The sequence below is a fragment of the Enterobacter sp. IF2SW-B1 genome (assembly GCF_001743375.1).
Taxonomy (GTDB): Bacteria; Pseudomonadota; Gammaproteobacteria; order Enterobacterales; family Enterobacteriaceae; genus Enterobacter; species Enterobacter bugandensis.
Map to the genome: position 1 here is coordinate 436,795 of NZ_MJAA01000003.1, position 16,441 is coordinate 453,235.

The 16,441-nt window shown below is 56.7% G+C and carries 16 protein-coding genes; 5 read left to right on the top strand and 11 right to left on the bottom strand.

All coding sequences use genetic code 11. The annotated features are described in order from the left end of the window. Positions 1-15: 15 nt before the first annotated feature. From urtA to A6013_RS09735, 3 genes are all read right to left on the bottom strand, one after another. Entirely contained in the window at positions 16-1,287 is a 1,272-nt protein-coding gene (gene urtA / locus A6013_RS09725; RefSeq protein WP_069732972.1) for an urea ABC transporter substrate-binding protein, read from the bottom strand. Positions 1,288-1,488: 201 nt separating this feature from the next. Continuing rightward, the gene (locus A6013_RS09730; RefSeq protein ID WP_041910011.1) at positions 1,489-2,592 is read right to left on the bottom strand and encodes a cobalamin-independent methionine synthase II family protein; all 1,104 of its coding nucleotides are present in this window, start codon (positions 2,590-2,592) and stop codon (positions 1,489-1,491) included. Positions 2,593-2,748: 156 nt separating this feature from the next. Next, positions 2,749-3,162 (bottom strand): rhodanese-like domain-containing protein, encoded by a 414-nt coding sequence (locus A6013_RS09735; protein WP_047365183.1) that lies wholly within the window; start codon positions 3,160-3,162, stop codon positions 2,749-2,751. Between the two features lie 73 nt (positions 3,163-3,235). Between A6013_RS09735 and ftrA the strand changes: the two genes are divergently transcribed. Beyond that, a complete protein-coding gene (gene ftrA / locus A6013_RS09740; RefSeq protein WP_069732973.1) occupies positions 3,236-4,243 on the top strand; it encodes a transcriptional regulator FtrA in 1,008 nt (335 codons plus the stop codon). Positions 4,244-4,398: 155 nt separating this feature from the next. Here ftrA and A6013_RS09745 read toward each other — a convergent pair whose 3' ends face one another. Then, the gene (locus A6013_RS09745) at positions 4,399-4,761 is read right to left on the bottom strand and encodes a hypothetical protein (RefSeq protein WP_045260501.1); all 363 of its coding nucleotides are present in this window, start codon (positions 4,759-4,761) and stop codon (positions 4,399-4,401) included. A 246-nt stretch (positions 4,762-5,007) separates the two neighbouring features. On the opposite strand from A6013_RS09745, the gene A6013_RS09750 reads away from it, so the two are divergent. After that, positions 5,008-5,238, top strand: a complete 231-nt coding sequence (locus A6013_RS09750) for a DUF2554 family protein (RefSeq protein ID WP_047368536.1) — start codon at positions 5,008-5,010, stop codon at positions 5,236-5,238. On the opposite strand, the gene A6013_RS09755 is transcribed toward A6013_RS09750, so the two are convergent. Then, the gene (locus A6013_RS09755) at positions 5,239-7,203 is read right to left on the bottom strand and encodes a U32 family peptidase (protein ID WP_048960234.1); all 1,965 of its coding nucleotides are present in this window, start codon (positions 7,201-7,203) and stop codon (positions 5,239-5,241) included. 80 nt (positions 7,204-7,283) lie between these two features. Beyond that, a complete protein-coding gene (locus tag A6013_RS09760; protein WP_045260498.1) occupies positions 7,284-7,811 on the bottom strand; it encodes a helix-turn-helix domain-containing protein in 528 nt (175 codons plus the stop codon). A 92-nt stretch (positions 7,812-7,903) separates the two neighbouring features. Between A6013_RS09760 and A6013_RS09765 the strand changes: the two genes are divergently transcribed. Beyond that, positions 7,904-9,076: a benzoate/H(+) symporter BenE family transporter gene (locus tag A6013_RS09765; protein ID WP_069732974.1), complete on the top strand. Its 1,173-nt coding sequence runs from the start codon at positions 7,904-7,906 to the stop codon at positions 9,074-9,076. Here the strand turns inward: A6013_RS09765 and A6013_RS09770 are convergent. Continuing rightward, positions 9,050-9,922 (bottom strand): helix-turn-helix transcriptional regulator, encoded by an 873-nt coding sequence (locus A6013_RS09770; protein ID WP_047365191.1) that lies wholly within the window; start codon positions 9,920-9,922, stop codon positions 9,050-9,052. The two genes, A6013_RS09765 and A6013_RS09770, sit on opposite strands and share 27 nt — an antisense overlap. 174 nt (positions 9,923-10,096) lie before the next feature. On the opposite strand from A6013_RS09770, the gene A6013_RS09775 reads away from it, so the two are divergent. Continuing rightward, complete coding sequence (locus A6013_RS09775; protein ID WP_047365193.1) at positions 10,097-10,993, top strand: DMT family transporter; 897 nt, start codon at positions 10,097-10,099, stop codon at positions 10,991-10,993. Positions 10,994-11,026: 33 nt separating this feature from the next. On the opposite strand, the gene A6013_RS09780 is transcribed toward A6013_RS09775, so the two are convergent. Together A6013_RS09780 and A6013_RS09785 are read right to left on the bottom strand one after the other, a co-directional pair. Continuing rightward, complete coding sequence (locus A6013_RS09780; RefSeq protein WP_028013119.1) at positions 11,027-11,701, bottom strand: DUF3313 domain-containing protein; 675 nt, start codon at positions 11,699-11,701, stop codon at positions 11,027-11,029. 134 nt (positions 11,702-11,835) lie between these two features. Beyond that, the gene (locus tag A6013_RS09785) at positions 11,836-13,431 is read right to left on the bottom strand and encodes an ABC transporter substrate-binding protein (RefSeq protein ID WP_069732975.1); all 1,596 of its coding nucleotides are present in this window, start codon (positions 13,429-13,431) and stop codon (positions 11,836-11,838) included. 111 nt (positions 13,432-13,542) lie between these two features. Here A6013_RS09785 and pepT point away from each other — a divergent pair, with 111 nt between their 5' ends. Continuing rightward, complete coding sequence (gene pepT / locus A6013_RS09790; RefSeq protein ID WP_069732976.1) at positions 13,543-14,772, top strand: peptidase T; 1,230 nt, start codon at positions 13,543-13,545, stop codon at positions 14,770-14,772. Here the strand turns inward: pepT and tehB are convergent. Next, positions 14,769-15,362, bottom strand: coding sequence for a tellurite resistance methyltransferase TehB (gene tehB / locus A6013_RS09795; protein WP_069732977.1), 594 nt, complete (start codon positions 15,360-15,362; stop codon positions 14,769-14,771). The two genes, pepT and tehB, sit on opposite strands and share 4 nt — an antisense overlap. After that, positions 15,362-16,363, bottom strand: coding sequence for a dicarboxylate transporter/tellurite-resistance protein TehA (gene tehA / locus A6013_RS09800; protein ID WP_041910036.1), 1,002 nt, complete (start codon positions 16,361-16,363; stop codon positions 15,362-15,364). The genes tehB and tehA overlap by 1 nt, the downstream gene beginning before the upstream one ends. Positions 16,364-16,441 lie beyond the last annotated feature (78 nt).

Here is a 16,441-nt window from a genome sequence, read left to right on the forward strand (position 1 = left end):
CCCTGAGGCAATGGCCTAGTTGCTGGCGGTTTTTATCGGCTGGTCGGGCTTTTTGTCATTCCCGGCGATGAACGGACTCCACGGCTGGGCGCGCACCGGCTGTTCCGTCTGCCAGACCACGTTGAACTGGCCGTTGCCTTCAATTTCACCGATCATGACCGGCTTATGCAGATGATGGTTGGTGGCATCCATGGTGAGCGTAAAGCCAGACGGCGCCTTAAATGGCTGACCGGCCATCGCCGCGCGCACCTTATCCACGTCGGTGGTGCCCGCTTTTTCCACCGCCTGCGCCCACATATGGATCCCCACGTAAGTCGCTTCCATCGGGTCGTTTGTCACCACGGTATCGGCATTCGGCAGCTTGTGCGCCTTCGCATAGGCTTTGTAATCCGCGACGAACGCCTGGTTGGTTGGATTATCCACGGACTCAAAGTAGTTCCACGCCGCCAGGTTACCCACCAGCGGTTTGGTGTCGATTCCGCGTAGCTCTTCTTCGCCGACGGAGAACGCCACCACCGGCACGTCGGTGGCCTTCAGCCCCTGGTTAGCCAGCTCTTTGTAGAACGGCACGTTGGAGTCGCCGTTGATGGTCGACACCACGGCGGTTTTGCCGCCGGCGGAGAATTTCTTGATGCTGGCGACGATGGTCTGGTAGTCGCTGTGACCAAACGGGGTGTAAACCTCTTCGATGTCCTTATCCTCAACCCCTTTCGAATGCAGGAACGCGCGCAGGATCTTGTTGGTGGTGCGCGGGTAAACGTAGTCGGTACCCAGCAGGAAGAAGCGCTTCGCCCCGCCGCCGTCCTCGCTCATCAGATATTCCACCGCCGGGATGGCCTGCTGGTTCGGCGCCGCGCCGGTATAGAAAACGTTTGGCGACATCTCTTCGCCTTCATACTGCACCGGATAGAACAGCAGGCCGTTCAGCTCCTCAAACACCGGCAGCACGGATTTGCGCGAAACCGACGTCCAGCAGCCGAACACCACCGCCACTTTATCCTGGCTCAGTAGCTGGCGTGCCTTCTCGGCAAACAGCGGCCAGTTTGAGGCTGGATCCACCACCACAGGCTCCAGTTTCTTACCCAGCACGCCGCCTTTGGCGTTGATCTCGTCGATGGTCATCAGGGCGACGTCCTTTAGCGGGGTTTCGGAGATGGCCATCGTGCCGGACAGAGAGTGCATGATCCCCACTTTGATGGTGTCGGCCGCCTGCACGCCAAAACTCATTCCCATCGCCACGACGGACGCGGATAACGCAAAGGCTTTTAATAAGGTACGACGCTGCATATTTTCACTCCTGAAAAAGAACGCTGTGCGAAAACGTCCGTTACGGCATGGACGCGGAAAAAAGGTGTCAGCGAAGCAGGAGCAAAAAGGATGCCAGAATGGAGGAAGCGCTATTGCAGGAGACAGACGGCAGGATGTAAAGAGAACGACTCAGAATGGCACAGCGCTGCACTTTTATAATGCAGCGCTGAGGAAGCGCTTTTACCAGACTTCGCTGGCGATCTGCGTCACCAGACGGACCTTATCCCACTGCTGGGACTCGCTCAGGCTGTTGCCCTCTTCGGTGGAGGCAAAACCGCACTGCGGGCTGAGGCAGATTTGCTCTTTCGCCACGTATTTCGCCGCCTCTTCCAGACGGGCCTTCACGCCTTCCGGGTTCTCCAGCTCACCGTTTTTCGTGGTAATCAGGCCCAGCACCACCTGCTGCTTGCCCGGGCGAACGAAGCGCAGCGGCGCGAAATCCCCGCTGCGGTCGTTATCGTATTCCAGGAAGAATGCGTCAACGTTGACCGTCCCGAACAGCACTTCCGCCACCGGCTCGTAGCCGCCTTCGGAAATCCAGGTTGAACGGAAGTTACCGCGGCAGACGTGCAGCCCGATGGTCAGATCCTCCGGCTTGCCTTCCAGGGCCTTGTTCAGTACGCGGGCATAGATTTGCGCCAGCTCATCGGCATCGTCGCCGCGCTCGCGGATCTGACGGCGCTGGTCGTCCGAGCAGAGATAGGCCCAGACGGTGTCGTCCAGCTGCAGATAACGGCAGCCCGCGTCGTAGAATGCGCGGATGGCGTCGCGCCAGGTGGTTGCCAGATCGTCGAAATAGTCGTTCAGATCCGGGTACACCGTCGCGTCGATGTCTTTGCGCCCGCCGCGGAAATGGAGCACGCTTGGGCTGGGAATGGTCATCTTCGGCTGGGCATTGCCGCTGATGCTTTTCAGATAGCGGAAGTCTTCCAGCATCGGGTGGTCGCCAAAGCCCAGCTTGCCGGTCACGCGCACGCCGTGGGCTTTGGTTTGTACTCCGTTGAACTGAATTCCCTGCTGTGAATCGTAGCGCTCAACGCCCTGAAGACCGTCGAAGAAATCGAAGTGCCACCAGGCACGGCGAAATTCACCGTCGGTCACCACATGCAGGCCGCACGCGCACTGCTGCTCGACGACGTGGCGAATAGCCTCGTCCTCCACCGCGCGAAGCTGTCCGGCATCAATCTCGCCGCTGGCGAACTTCAGGCGAGCCTGCTTGATGGCATCCGGGCGTAAAAAGCTGCCGACTACGTCGGCGCGGTATGGGGCGTGCTGTCGTTGCATGGAAATCTCCTCAGTCTACCGGTATTAATTGCCCGCAGTGATAATTCATTATTTGAATTTTTAGACTTCTGGATGTCTAAATGTCCAAAAAAGATGTCATACCTTACCGTTTCCGGCAAACGAGAAAATTTCACGGGTGTTGAAAAAAATTCATCTTCACAGCGCGTCAGCGTGCGCCTGGCTGGCAAAGGCGTAGCGTTCATCTTCCCAGCCGGTGATGCCGCCGAGCATGATTTTGACCGGCAGCCCGAGACGCGCCAGCTTCAGCGCCGCCCTGTCCGCGCCGTTACAGTGTGGCCCCGCACAGTAGACGACAAACAGCGTCCCTTCCGGCCATTGAGACATCCGCTCAGCGGTCATCTGGCTCCAGGGCATATGCAGTGCGCCCGGCACATGGCGGCGAGCAAACTGCTCCGGGCTCCCCACCACGTGCAGCAGCACGAAGTCCTGCTCATTATTGGCGATGGCGTGATGCACGTCGGCGCAGTCGGTTTCGACGCTCAGGCGACGCAGAAAATGGGTAACGGCTTCCTGCGGCTCGGCAGCCGGAAATTCAGTAACATAGCTCATGATCCTTCCTCATCTTTGGCGTTTGTGTTAACACTACTCTATCCACAAATTCAGCCCGTGAATGCGCTCGCTTATGCCAGAAAACAGCAAAAAGATGACAAACTTAAGACAGGTTACCCGTCCGCAGGTGGTGGTGCTGGCGTATGACGGGCTATGTACCTTTGAGTTTGGCGTGGCGGTTGAGATTTTTGGCCTGCCGCGTCCGGAGCTGGGCGACGACTGGTATCGTTTTGCGGTGGCGAGCGTGGATAGCGGAGAACTGCGGGCGACCGGCGGGATCCGCATCGTTACCGATGGGAACTTGAGCCTGCTTGCGTCGGCGGACCTGATCGTGGTTCCCGGCTGGCGGGGGCTGGACTCAGCGGTTCCTCCGGCGCTCTGCGAGGCGCTGCGCCAGGCCAGCGCGCGCGGATGTCAGCTGCTGTCCATCTGCTCGGGCGTGTTCGTGCTGGCCGCTACGGGGCTGCTGAACGGACGTAAAGCCACGACGCACTGGCGCTACATTGACGCGCTTAAGGTCCGCTACCCTGACATCGAGGTGGTTGAGGATGTGCTCTACCAGGACGAGGGCGATATCCTGACCTCCGCGGGCAGCGCGGCGGGGATCGATCTCTGTCTGCACGTCGTCCGGCGGGACTATGGCATGGAAACCGCCAACAGCGTGGCGCGTCGGCTGGTGATCCCCCCTCACCGGGATGGTTCACAGCCGCAGCAGCTGAGCCGCCCGGTGGCGCAACTGCGTGAGAGCCAGCGCCTGGGCCAGCTGTTTGATTTTCTGCACACGCATCTTGTCGAGCCGCACAGCGTCGACTCCCTGGCTCGTCGGGTCGGCATGAGCCAGCGCACCTTTCTTCGTCGCTTCGAGGCGGCAACGGGCACGACGCCTGCTCGCTGGCTGCTTAATGAACGCCTGCTGAGAGCAAAAGATTATCTGGAGAGCAGCCGTTTAAGCATCGACAGCATCGCGGAACAGACCGGGTTTGGTCAGGCGTCGACGCTGCGTCATCATTTTCGTCAGCAGTTTGCGCTTTCCCCGGCTCAGTATCGCAAACAATTTTCACGTTCTGATACTGCCCGCTAGCGGCAAAAGCGCAAAAAAAACCGCCATTATCTGGCGGTAAATGCTTGCATGGATAGATTTGTATTTTGGTCTCTACGTCCCCGACGCTCCATGGTCGGGCAGCGGATCTCATACAAACTAACACTGGCTGTCTCAACGAAAGCTAAACAGCCTGATTAACTCGCGCTGGTGTTGATTTGCAAATAGCGCATCAGGCCCTGCTCAGCGCTCTGCCTGGCATCATCGTTAAGGGCCTCGAGATAAAACGATCGCGATACGCCATAGGGAGCCTTTTCAGAGGGATAAACCGCAAACTGGAATGTTTTTCCCCGTGCCGGATGGGTGCAGTCTAATTCCCAGCGCTGTTCATTTACTCTTTTACTAGTGCAGGCTACGCGTCCATAGTCGCTGGTTAAATAGGAACCAACGCGAATTTCAGCGGACTGAATATATTCTGGTTCGTCATTACCTGCATAACGAATCGCTGCAACGGCACCTACCGCAACAGCCAGAAGCGAAAACGCTATTATTTTTTTCATTTATGAATGACCCATTCCTTAGCCAGAGATTCACTATTATATAGGATTTATCCTTAAAGCGAACATCCAACTATGGACCAGAAATAGGAGGTTTACAAAAACGCACATATATTTTAAGAAAAATCCTAATCGGTATTATGAACCCACGTTATTTGACATTTTCTTTGCGCTATTTTGAAATTTTGAATAATAACCCTAAACAATAATTGGCATGATTTCCCCGCGCTGTTCTTATTGGGTGAATTTATGTTCAAAAAAGGGCTATCTTTTATCATGCTTATTTGTGCCCTCTTTTCTGGCCAGCTGATGGCCGGGCACAAAGGGCATGAATATGTTTGGGTAAAGAATGTGGAGCATCAGCTGCGGCATGAGGCCGACAGTGACGAGTTACGCAGTGTAGCGGAAGAGTCAGCGGAGGGTTTGCGCGAACACCACCTGTGGCAGAAATCGCGCAAACCGGACACGCACGTAAGGTAATTAACTGCCCTTGCGTTTCGGAAGGGTTTTCATCAGATCGTCCGGGCTCACGGACGCAACGATGCTGCCCGGCGGTGGCATTTTGAAAATGTGGTTTTTCATTTTTCCGATAACATGCATTTCGCAAGGACGGCAGTCAAACTTCAGGGTCAGGACTTCGTCACCGTTGACCAGCTGCATAGGGGTGGCCTTCCAGCTTTTAATATTCCCTTTCGCCTGTTTCGGGCACAGGTTAAAAGCAAAGCGCAGGCAGTGCTTGGTGATCATCACCGGCACATCGCCCTTCTCTTCGTGCGCTTCATAGGCCGCGTCGATAAGCTGCACGCCGTGGCGATGATAGAATTCACGCGCTTTATGGTTGTAAACGTTGGCCAGGAACGATAAATGGGTGTCCGGATAAACAGGCGCAGGAACGGATTCGGCCTTACGGCTGCCGCGCGGATACTGCGCCAGGCGTGCGGCATCCAGCATCTCTGCCGTTTCGCGGCGGAACTGGTTCAGCAGGCTGTTCGGCACGAACAGCGCGTCCGGCAGATTAACCTCGATGGTGCGCGCGTAGTAAATCGTCTGGCCCAGCTTCGCTACGCCGTCCTTCAGGCTGTTAAGCGCTTTCTCCGCGTTATTTGCCACCTCGAACAGACCATCAAGGGTATGCGTTACGCTGATGCCGTCTTCGCAGGTCATGGTCAGGATCAGCTGCTCTTCCCAGCCGCCCAGCTCAATGTCCACCGCGATGCGACGCTCGCTGGAGGTTTTCAGCAACGCCTGCTGCCAGTTATGATCCAGGTTACGGTTGAGCGGCGCGTTCGGCCTTGCCTTGTAGAGATCGGCAGGCATTTCATTCGGCCAGACGCGGTAGCGGTTCTCGCCGGTTTTTTCGACCGTGTTGGCGCGGAAGCCCACCACTTCACGCTTAATCATCACGTTCAGGCCGTCGCCGTTCGCCAGCGGCTCGGTCACTTCAACGTCCAGGTGATCTTTCGCCACTTTCAGCACTTCACCGACCGGTAAACCGATAAACTTCGGTGAGTCAAACGCGCCAATATCCCCTTTGCGGGCGTTCACGAAATAGTCCGTGCTGCCGCGGTGGAAGGTTTTGTCCGTTGACGGAATAAAGAAATGTTCGGTACGACCGGCCGAGGCGCGCGCCAGGTCACCGCGATCTTCGATGATGGCGTCCAGCATCTGGCGATAGTGCGCGGTGATGTTCTTCACGTAGCTCATATCTTTGTAGCGCCCTTCAATCTTAAAGGAACGCACGCCCGCGTCGATCAGCGCGCCCAGGTTGGCGGTCTGATCGTTATCCTTCATGGAAAGCAGGTGTTTTTCGAACGCCACCACGCGACCTTGATCGTCTTTCAGGGTATACGGAAGACGGCAGGCCTGCGAGCAGTCGCCGCGGTTGGCGCTGCGGCCCGTCTGGGCGTGGGAAATGTTGCACTGGCCGGAATAGGCCACGCACAGCGCGCCGTGGATAAAGAATTCGATCGTCGCGTCGGTTGCCTGATGAATATCGCGGATCTGATTGAGGTTCAGCTCGCGGGCCAGAACGATCTGCGAAAAGCCCACGTCGGAGAGAAACTTCGCCTTCTCAACCGTGCGGATATCGCACTGGGTGCTGGCATGCAGCTCGATAGGCGGAATATCCAGCTCAAGCACGCCCATGTCCTGAACAATCAGGGCATCGACGCCGGTCTGGTAGAGATCGGTAATCAGACGCTGCGCGGGCTCCAGCTCATCATCATGAAGAATGGTGTTCAGGGTCACGAACACTTTCGCCCCGAAACGGTGGGCGAACGGCACCAGATCGGCAATATCGCGCAGGCTGTTGCTGGCGTTATGGCGGGCACCGAAGCCAGGGCCGCCGATGTAGACGGCGTCAGCACCATGAAGGATCGCTTCACGGGCAATGGCGGCGTCGCGGGCCGGGCTTAAAAGTTCAAGATGATGGGATTGCAGGCGCATACTTCGTCGTTATCCGTTATGGTCAAAATGGCGGCTATTGTAGTCAGAAGTATGCGCCAGCGAAACAGTTTTGCGTAGCCTCAGCGGGGATAATGGATCAGAGAGTGAAAATGCACCGGCCGGTCGCTGCTGTTGCGGTAGGCGTGCGGTTTATCGCCGGCAAAACGGACGCCAGAATCGGCATGCACTGTCTGCCACTCGTCGTTGATGTTCATCTCCAGCTCGCCGCTGATGACCACCACATGTTCAATCACGCCTGCCTCATGCGGCGTGGACTCGCTCAGGGCTCCCGGTGCCAGCGTGATGGAGAAATGATCGAACCGGAGCGTCTCATCCCAGGGAAAGAGCGGTTTGACCACCATCGCCTGCTGCTGTGAATCAAACACAGCTGGCCTGTCCGCCTCTGGCGTAATGAAAGCGGAAAACGGGACGTTCAGCCCGGTGGCAATTTTCCACAGCGTCGACACCGTCGGGCTGGACTCATTGCGCTCGATTTGCCCGAGCATCGCTTTCGACACGCCCGTTTCGTCCGCCAGCTTCGACAAACTCCAGCCGCGCGCCTGGCGCAGCGTTTTCAGCGTTGCTGCAAGATGTTGTGTAATGTCCATGCTCCCTCCTGATGGCCCTGAGCATACCACTTGTACGCTATAGCGCACAGTGTTACCTTATCGCGGACGTTATAACGCACAGCGGAGTTTCTATGCGCCCTACCTCTCATCTCGTTCCAGTCGTACTGGCTGGATTTGTCGCCGTTCTGGTCGGTTACGCCAGTTCGGCAGCCATCATCTGGCAGGCCGCCGCGGCGGCAGGCGCCAGCGCGCAGCAGATTGCGGGCTGGATGACCGCGCTGGGGGTTGGGATGGGCGTCAGCACGCTGGCGCTCTCCTGGTGGTATAAAGCTCCGGTGCTGACCGCCTGGTCTACGCCCGGCGCGGCGCTACTCGCCACCAGCCTGCACGGCGTGACGCTGGCCGAGACAATAGGCGTGTTTATCTTCGCCAACGCGGTCATTTTACTCTGCGGCATGACCGGGCTTTTCGCCCGCATGATGAAGCTGATCCCACACTCACTGGCTGCGGCCATGCTGGCAGGCGTACTCCTGCAGTTTGGGCTGCATGCGTTTGCCCATCTGGACGGGCACTTTCTGCTGTGCGGCAGCATGATTGCCGCGTGGCTGCTGGCGAAAGCGCTGGCACCGCGCTATGCGATCGTCGTCACGCTGCTGGTGGGCGGGATCGTGGCGTGGGCGGGAGGTGACGTTGTCACGGATAAAATCACCATTTCCTTCGTGACACCTGAGTTTATTGCGCCCACGTTCACCTTCACCAGCCTGGTGAGCATCGGCTTGCCCTTCTTCCTGGTGACCATGGCCTCGCAAAATGCGCCCGGTTTCGCGACCATGAAAGCGTCCGGCTATCCGCTGGCGGTCTCACCGCTCATTATTTTTACGGGCGGGCTGGCGCTGCTGCTGTCCCCCTTCGGCGTCTTTTCCATCTGCATAGCCGCCATTACCGCCGCTATCTGTCAAAGCCCGGATGCCCACCCCGATGCCGGTAAACGCTGGCTGGCGGCCATCGCGGCCGGCGGGTTTTATCTGCTGGCGGGAGTGTTCGGCGGATCCATCACCGGGATAATGGCTGCGCTGCCGCTCAGCTGGATCCAGACGCTGGCCGGTCTGGCGCTGCTGGGTACCATCAGCGGGAGTTTATATCAGGCGTTGAATCATGAAGCGGAGCGCGACGCGGCTATCGTCACGTTTCTGATGACCGCAAGCGGCGTCACGATCCTGGGCATCGGCTCGGCATTCTGGGGGCTGGTGCTGGGCGGCGTGAGCTATGCCCTGTTTTCACGCGCTCGCCGCGCGCAGCTGTGACGGCGTGATGCCCATGACGCTGCGAAAACGGTTACTGAAGTGGCTGGCGGAGTTAAACCCGCAGGCCAGCGCGATATCCGTCAGCGGCGTCGAGGTATGCTGCACCAGGTTTTTCGCTTTTTCCATGCGCCGTTGCATAACGTACTGATGCGGCGCCAGCCCCGTCGACTGGCGGAACATGCGGGCAAAATGGTATTCGCTGAGTGCAGCCTGCGCCGCCAGATCGGCCAGCGTCAGGGGCTGTCCGAGGTTTTCTTCAATAAATGCCAGCACGTTGCGCAGAACAAACGGCGATAGCCCGCCGGTAACGACCGGGAGCTTCCACTGAACGTTGGCGTAGTTTTGCAGCAGGTGGGTCAACAGCAGCGTAGAGGCCGTGCTCAGGGTGAGCTGGTTGGCCTGCTGCTGCCAGTCGCAGCCGAGCAGAAACTGGCGGTACAGCGCGGTGATCTTCGGGTCGCTGCCAAAAATGCGCTCGTCCAGAGTCAGCGACAGGGGCCGCTTGTCCCAGATTTTTTCGCCCACATCGCGCAGGTGTTCATCGGTGCAGTAGAGATGGACAAACGACAGGTCATCGCGGATGTCCCACGTCGATTCGCTCTCTTTCGGCATCAGACAGAAACGGTCCGGTCCCCCGCCGTTCTTCCAGCCGCCCGGCGTCTTTTGATAGCTCTCGTAACCGTCGGCGACGTACAGACTAAGGGTATGATGATTGCTTTTAACCGTTATCGTATCGTGCTTGTTGTACCAGGCCGCCAGCTGAATGCCGGAATTGAGCGCGACCGTTTCCCGCAGGACCGCATTCTGCTGGCGAAGCGTTTCAAAGGTATCGTAAGCGTGAGACATAACCGTTAGCGCGTTATTGAGTGAACTGTCAGTCTAAGAACTGTTGTTCCCCGTTGCCAGCCCCCGGAAAAGAAAAAAGCGCAAGATTTTGCAAGTCTACCGCAAGCCGGTGAAAGCCCCAGAGCGATGACAGCGCCATACTGCGGGCTTCCGTGGTTTGAGAAGAGAAAAAATATGAACGCGTTATTATACGGACTGGTGGTGATCATCTGGGGAACCACCTGGATTGCCATTTTCCTGCAGCAGGGTCCCGTACCCGCCCCCGTCTCTATTTTCTGGCGTTTCGCGGTGGCCAGCGCCACGATGATGGTGGTGTTACTTGCCCTGCGCCGGTTGCGTAAGCTGGCGCTGCGGGATCATCTGTTCTGCATGCTTCAGGGATGCTGCGTCTTCTGCTTTAACTTCTGGTGTTTTTATACCGCGGCGGCACACATCAACACCGGGCTGGAATCGGTGATCTTCTCCATGGCGGTGCTCTACAACGCCATTAACTGTTTTATTTTCTTTGGACAGCGCCCGCCCGCGCGTTTCTGGACGGCGGCGGCGCTGGGTCTTGTAGGGATCGTGACCCTTTTCTGGGACGACCTGCTGGCCAGCGGCTGGAGCGTATCGCTCCTGACGGGCATTGGCCTTTCCGCCCTCGGCACGTACGGCTTCTCGCTGGGCAATATGATCAGCATGCGCCATCAGCGCAGAGGTCTGGAAACAATGACTACCAACGCCTGGGCTATGCTTTACGGCACGCTGGTGATGGGGGGTATTGCGCTCTTCAGAGGCGACAGTTTTACCCCGGAATGGACGGTCACCTATATGGGCGCGCTGCTCTATCTGGCCCTCTTCGGCTCGGTGATTGCCTTTGGCGCCTACTTCACGCTGGTGGGACGTATCGGCCCCGGGAAAGCGGCCTACAGTACGCTGCTCTTCCCGCTGGTGGCGCTCTCTATCTCAACGGTGTATGAAGGTTACGTCTGGCACATCAACGGTATCGTCGGTTTGCTGCTGATTCTGGGCGGGAATATGGTGATGTTCACGAAACCAGAGACCTGGTTCAGGCGCCTGCGTACGGCGTAAAAAAACGGCCTGCGCAATGCAGGCCGCTTAACGTTATTTCGCTGTTTTATGCACGTCAAACATGGTGGCGTCCGTCGCCATGTCGTCAACAACCTGCTTCAGCGTCGCAAAGGTCATCGGCGTACTTTCGTTATTCAGCTCTTTACCTTCACCTTTACGAACCACCTTCATCACCGGTTTATTGGTGGCCGCGTCGATCAGCTCACCTTCAAAGTAGAGATGGGTATCCATGGTGCGATGGCCGGTAGCCATCTGCGTACCTGCTACCACCAGCGCGACCGGCACCACTTCATAGAACTGCAGGCCTTCTTTCTGCGAACTCACCCCGGTAATAGCACCGCGGAAAATCAGGCTGTGTTTACCCGGCGTGGTCACAATCGGCTTACGGGTACCAATAGCCGTTTTCATTTTGTTATTGGTGTAATTCAGCAGCTCATCAAGGGTTTGTTTCCCGATCTGAGTCGTCGGTTTTGGCGTTGGATAATAGGTGATTGGCGTCCAGATAATGCTGTCATAGTTGGCTTCGTTATAGGAAGGGTCAACCCAACGCAGCGTTGGTTTACCCGTTGCAGACGTCGTCTGCTGCAAGCCGGAATAATCTTTTAAAAAGCCTGAATATTGTTCTGGAGCCGCGACTTTTGAAGAACAGCCCGCCACTGCCAATAAACCCGTAAGCACTGCAACTTTAAAAAAAGTTTGAGTACGCATGATAGTTTTCCATGTAATCTGCAAGTATGCATTTGAAGTTATAGCAAAAGTTCGGTGGGTTTGTTGTGACAAAAAATGACGTGGGGAGCACAAATTGCGAAAAGAGTGCCCGGCGGCGTACCGGGCAGAGAAAATTACTGATTAATATCCACCTGCCAGAACAAATGTTTACCAAACGGATCGATTTCGTAACCTGTCACCTCTTTGCGCACCGGTTCGAAGATCGTTGAATGCGCAATCATAACCGCCGGCATCTGGTCATGCATGATCTGCTGCGCTTCTTTATACAGCGCTACGCGCTTGTCGCGATCGGTGGTTGATTTTGCTTCCGCGATAATTTTATCAAACGGCTTATAGCACCACTTCGCCGAATTCGAACCGCCGTTGGCCGAGGTGCAGGTAAACAGCGGGCCAAAGAAGTTGTCCGGATCGCCGGTGGCCGTCGTCCAGCCCATCAGCGCGGCCTGATGCTCTCCGCCCTTGACGCGTTTCAGGTACTCGCCCCATTCGTAGGTGACAATTTTGGTCTGCACGCCGATTTTCGCCCAGTCCGCCTGAATCATCTCCGCAATGCGTTTCGCATTCGGGTTATAGGGCCGCTGGACCGGCATCGCCCATAAATCAATGCTGACGCCGCTGGCAAAACCGGCCTCTTTCAGCAGAGCTTTCGCCTTCTCAGGATCGTAGTCGTAATCCTTAAGTTCGCTGTCGGCACTCCAGACGCCCGGCGGCAGCAGATTTTTCGCCGCGGTGCCGGTGCCGTGGAACACCGCGTCGATAATGGCCGGCTTATTGATCGCCATCGCCAGCGCCTGGCGAACCTTCACGTTATCCAGCGGCGGCTTTTGGGTATTAAACGCCAGGAAACCCGTGTTCAGCCCGGCCTTGCTCATCAGCGTAATATCTTTATTGGCCTTCATACGCGGCAGATCCGCCGGGTTCGGGAACGGCATCACCTGGCATTCGTTTTTCTCAATTTTGGCAAAACGCACGGAGGGATCCGGGGTGATGGTAAAGACCAGCCTGTCCAGCTTTGATTTCCCCTGCCAGTAGTCGGCAAACGCCGTAAACAGAATGCGGGAATCCTTCTGATACTGCGCCAGCTTAAACGGCCCGGTGCCAATGGGCTGCATATCCACCTTCTCCGGCGTGCCCGCTTTCAACATTGCATCGGCATACTCCGCGGAGAGGATCGAGGCAAAATACCATGCCAGATCCGCAACAAACGGCGCTTCAGGGTGCGCCAGGGTAAAGCGCACCGTGTGGTCATCGACTTTATCAATAGCGGTAATCAGGCTGCCAAACTCCAGGCTTTCGAAGTTGGAATAGCTGCCGTTTGAGACGTTGTGATAGGGATGGTTCACGTCCTTCTGGCGCATAAACGAGAAGATCACGTCATCGGCGTTAAAATCGCGGGTCGGCGTGAAGAATTTATTGCTCTGAAACTTCACTCCTTTACGCAGATGGAAGGTATAAACCTTGCCGTCGTCGCTCACCTCCCAGCGCTCTGCCAGGCTCGGCACCAGCTCCGTGGTGCCGGGTTTGAAATCGACCAACCGGTTGTAGACCGGCACTGCGCTGGCATCCACGCTGGTGCCCGAGGTGTATAACTGGGGATTAAAGTTTTCCGGTGACCCTTCGGAGCAATACACCAGCGTTTTCGCGGCTACGGTGGAACTGACCGTGAGCGCAGCGAGTGCCAGCGTTAACGTTGTGCGTTTGCTTGTCATCATTTATTCCTGTCTTTTTAATTCGACGGCTAATTAATTCTTTTGCCATTTCATAAATAACATTAAAGTGAAGTGGCAAACACCCGAAAAATAAATAAGGAAGAAAACACTATGGGCTCGCCGCTTTCCAGACAATTAACGCACCGTTTTTTCCGCTATCTTGCAATTACCAGCCAGAGCGATCCGAAAGTGAAAACTCTGCCCTCGACGCCGGGCCAGCACGACATGGCGCGAGAGCTGGCGCAGGAGCTGGCGCAGCTGGGGTTAGACGACATCGTGATTGACGAATTCGCGACCGTGACGGCAGTGAAAAAAGGCAACGTGCCCGGCGCGCCGCGCATCGGCTTTATTACCCACATTGATACCGTTGACGTCGGTTTATCACCGAATATTCATCCACAAATATTAACGTTTAATGGTGAAGATCTCTGTCTGAATAAGGAAAAAGACATCTGGCTGCGCGTGAACGAGCACCCGGAAATTCTGGCTTATCCGAATGAGGAGATTATTTTCAGCGACGGTACCAGCGTATTGGGCGCAGACAATAAAGCGGCGGTGACGGTGGTAATGACCGTACTGGAAAACCTAACCGCTGAGCATCAGCATGGCGACATTGTGGTCGCGTTTGTGCCCGACGAAGAGATTGGCCTGAACGGCGCCAAGGCGCTGGATCTGAAACGCTTCGACGTTGACTTTGCCTGGACCATCGACTGCTGCGAGCTGGGAGAAATTGTTTACGAGAATTTTAACGCGGCAGCGGCAGAGATCCACTTCACCGGCGTGACGGCGCACCCGATGTCCGCCAAAGGGGTACTGGTGAACCCGTTATTGATGGCGACCGACTTCATCAGCCATTTCGACCGCCAGCAAACCCCGGAGTGTACCGAAGGCCGCGAGGGCTATATCTGGTTTAACGGCATTCAGGCCGGACAGAACGACGCCGTGCTAAAGGCTAATATTCGCGATTTTGATAAAAACAGCTTTGACGCCCGCAAGCAGCAGATTGCGGACGTCGCCGCGCTGATTGCCGCCCAACACCCGACGGCGAAGGTCGACTATCGCATTGAAGATACCTACAGCAACATCAGCAATGCGATTGGTGAAGACCGGCGCGCCATCGACCTGATGTTTGAGGCGATGGAATCGCTCGGCATCACCCCAAAACCGATCCCTATGCGCGGCGGCACGGACGGTGCGGCGCTGTCGGCAAAAGGGCTACTCACCCCGAACTTCTTCACCGGCGCGCATAATTTCCACTCGAAGTTTGAGTTCCTGCCGCTGTCGTCGTTCGAGGCGTCTTACAAGACTGCCCTGCAGATCTGCCTGCTGGCCGCCCGTTAAGCGGGCTTGCGCGCCAGCATGGTGGCAAAGCGCAGCTTGATGCGGTTGCCGTTTATATCGGTGCGGTGCAGTTCGCCAACCTCTTCGTTGTATTTGAGCAGCTCCCAGCCTTCGTAGTAGCTGCTCAGCTCACCGCTTTTGAACGCAAACGGGAAGCCGACGGTGCACGGGTAATCCGCCGTGTCCATCGCGGCAACGATCAGGTTGTAGCCGCCGGGTTTGGTGCAGTGCTGCATGTTGGCGATAAGGCCCGGAATGGTTTTCGCCTCCAGGAACATCAGCACCACGGTGGAGAGAATAAAGTCGTACTCGCCGTCAAAGCTCAGGCTGTTAAGATCTTTGACGGCAGTGTGCAGATTCTCAATCCCTTCTGCCGCCTTGATACGCTCAATGTTATCAACGCTCATCGGGTTTTTATCCCAGGCGGTCACCTCGTGGCCGTTGGCCGCCAGGTAAAGGCTGTTGCGGCCATTTCCGCAGCCCAGATCCAATGTCTTGCCGGGCTTTACGATCCCCGCGCTGTACAGCACCTCTGAATGCGTACGGGTTAAGCCATATTTCTCTGTGAAGTAATTTTCATCGACAGCCATTATTTTTCCTCAGATTGCATAAGCAGTGCCTTATCAGTGCGCACCAGAAGTTTGCCCTGAATCAGCAGAATAAACGTGCGGACCAACAGCATCCCAATGATGAGATTGGTAAAGATAAACAGCGGCACGGCAATGGCGTGGAAGAATCCAGACGAACTGCCGTGACCCAGATGCAGCCCGGTAGTAGCCAGAGCCGACACGCCAAACGAGAAACTCCAGAAGGAGGCATTAAACGGCTGAGACACATACCACGGCAGCAGGCGCAGCATAAAGAGCAACTGCAACAGGCCGTAGCCGAACAGCATTTTGGCGAAGGTGTCGGCTTCCCCACCGTTGACGCTAAACCAGGCGCTGCACGCCACCAGCGCGGGCGCCAGCTGAATGCCTAAAGCGGTGCGCTGCGCGGTGGGAAGCTCCCCGGCGCTGCGAAGACGCTGGAGGATCACCGGCTCCAGGCTGAGCCAGGAAAAGACGCCCGCGCCGAGAAAAACGAGCCCTGCATCGTTGAACCCCAGAGCACCGCACGCCATCGCGCTGATGAAATTATTCGCCACCGTCGGCAGATACAATCCGGGCGTGGTGGCCTCCTGCGGGTGCCTGCCTCGCCAGAGCCCGGCGCTTTGCCAGGCGGAATAAGCAAGCTGTAACACCACACCCACGCCGAACAGCGCCAGCGATACCGGGCGGAACCAGGGCACAAAACCGATGGCGACCAGCATGGTGGTGGCCGGAAAAAGGCTGACGAAGCTGCTCATTACCGGGTGGCGCATCTCTGCCAGCACGCTGTGCGGGAAACGGATCGCACGGGTAATAAACGCCGTCGTCAGTAAAAACCAGCAGGCAACTGCGAGAGCGACCAGAATCTCACCCGGCCAGCGCGTCACCGGCCACAGGGTGCTGGCGTATCGCCAGGCGAAACCCATGCCGATGATGCCCAGCACCATGCCAAAATAGCCGGCGGGAAGGTTAAGCGCCTGTTCAGGTTTATTTAATTTATCCATTAATTTGAATTTTTAAAATGTATTTTAAATGCCATTTTAAGGGGTTTCAGCAACGGATGCCAGCACAACGGAAAGCCG

Excerpts from the sequence above, each read along its gene's own strand:
- ftrA (WP_069732973.1), top strand. The coding sequence starts at position 3,236 with ATGCCAGAAAACAGCAAAAAGATGACAAACTTAAGACAGGTTACCCGT.
- A6013_RS09785 (WP_069732975.1), bottom strand. The coding sequence starts at position 13,431 with ATGACAAGCAAACGCACAACGTTAACGCTGGCACTCGCTGCGCTCACG.
- A6013_RS09760 (WP_045260498.1), bottom strand. The coding sequence starts at position 7,811 with ATGGACATTACACAACATCTTGCAGCAACGCTGAAAACGCTGCGCCAG.
- A6013_RS09755 (WP_048960234.1), bottom strand. The coding sequence starts at position 7,203 with ATGCGCCTGCAATCCCATCATCTTGAACTTTTAAGCCCGGCCCGCGAC.
- A6013_RS09765 (WP_069732974.1), top strand. The coding sequence starts at position 7,904 with ATGCGCCCTACCTCTCATCTCGTTCCAGTCGTACTGGCTGGATTTGTC.
- A6013_RS09750 (WP_047368536.1), top strand. The coding sequence starts at position 5,008 with ATGTTCAAAAAAGGGCTATCTTTTATCATGCTTATTTGTGCCCTCTTT.
- urtA (WP_069732972.1), bottom strand. The coding sequence starts at position 1,287 with ATGCAGCGTCGTACCTTATTAAAAGCCTTTGCGTTATCCGCGTCCGTC.
- pepT (WP_069732976.1), top strand. The coding sequence starts at position 13,543 with ATGGGCTCGCCGCTTTCCAGACAATTAACGCACCGTTTTTTCCGCTAT.
- A6013_RS09775 (WP_047365193.1), top strand. The coding sequence starts at position 10,097 with ATGAACGCGTTATTATACGGACTGGTGGTGATCATCTGGGGAACCACC.
- A6013_RS09735 (WP_047365183.1), bottom strand. The coding sequence starts at position 3,162 with ATGAGCTATGTTACTGAATTTCCGGCTGCCGAGCCGCAGGAAGCCGTT.
- A6013_RS09745 (WP_045260501.1), bottom strand. The coding sequence starts at position 4,761 with ATGAAAAAAATAATAGCGTTTTCGCTTCTGGCTGTTGCGGTAGGTGCC.
- A6013_RS09770 (WP_047365191.1), bottom strand. The coding sequence starts at position 9,922 with ATGTCTCACGCTTACGATACCTTTGAAACGCTTCGCCAGCAGAATGCG.
- A6013_RS09780 (WP_028013119.1), bottom strand. The coding sequence starts at position 11,701 with ATGCGTACTCAAACTTTTTTTAAAGTTGCAGTGCTTACGGGTTTATTG.
- tehA (WP_041910036.1), bottom strand. The coding sequence starts at position 16,363 with ATGGATAAATTAAATAAACCTGAACAGGCGCTTAACCTTCCCGCCGGC.
- A6013_RS09730 (WP_041910011.1), bottom strand. The coding sequence starts at position 2,592 with ATGCAACGACAGCACGCCCCATACCGCGCCGACGTAGTCGGCAGCTTT.
- tehB (WP_069732977.1), bottom strand. The coding sequence starts at position 15,362 with ATGGCTGTCGATGAAAATTACTTCACAGAGAAATATGGCTTAACCCGT.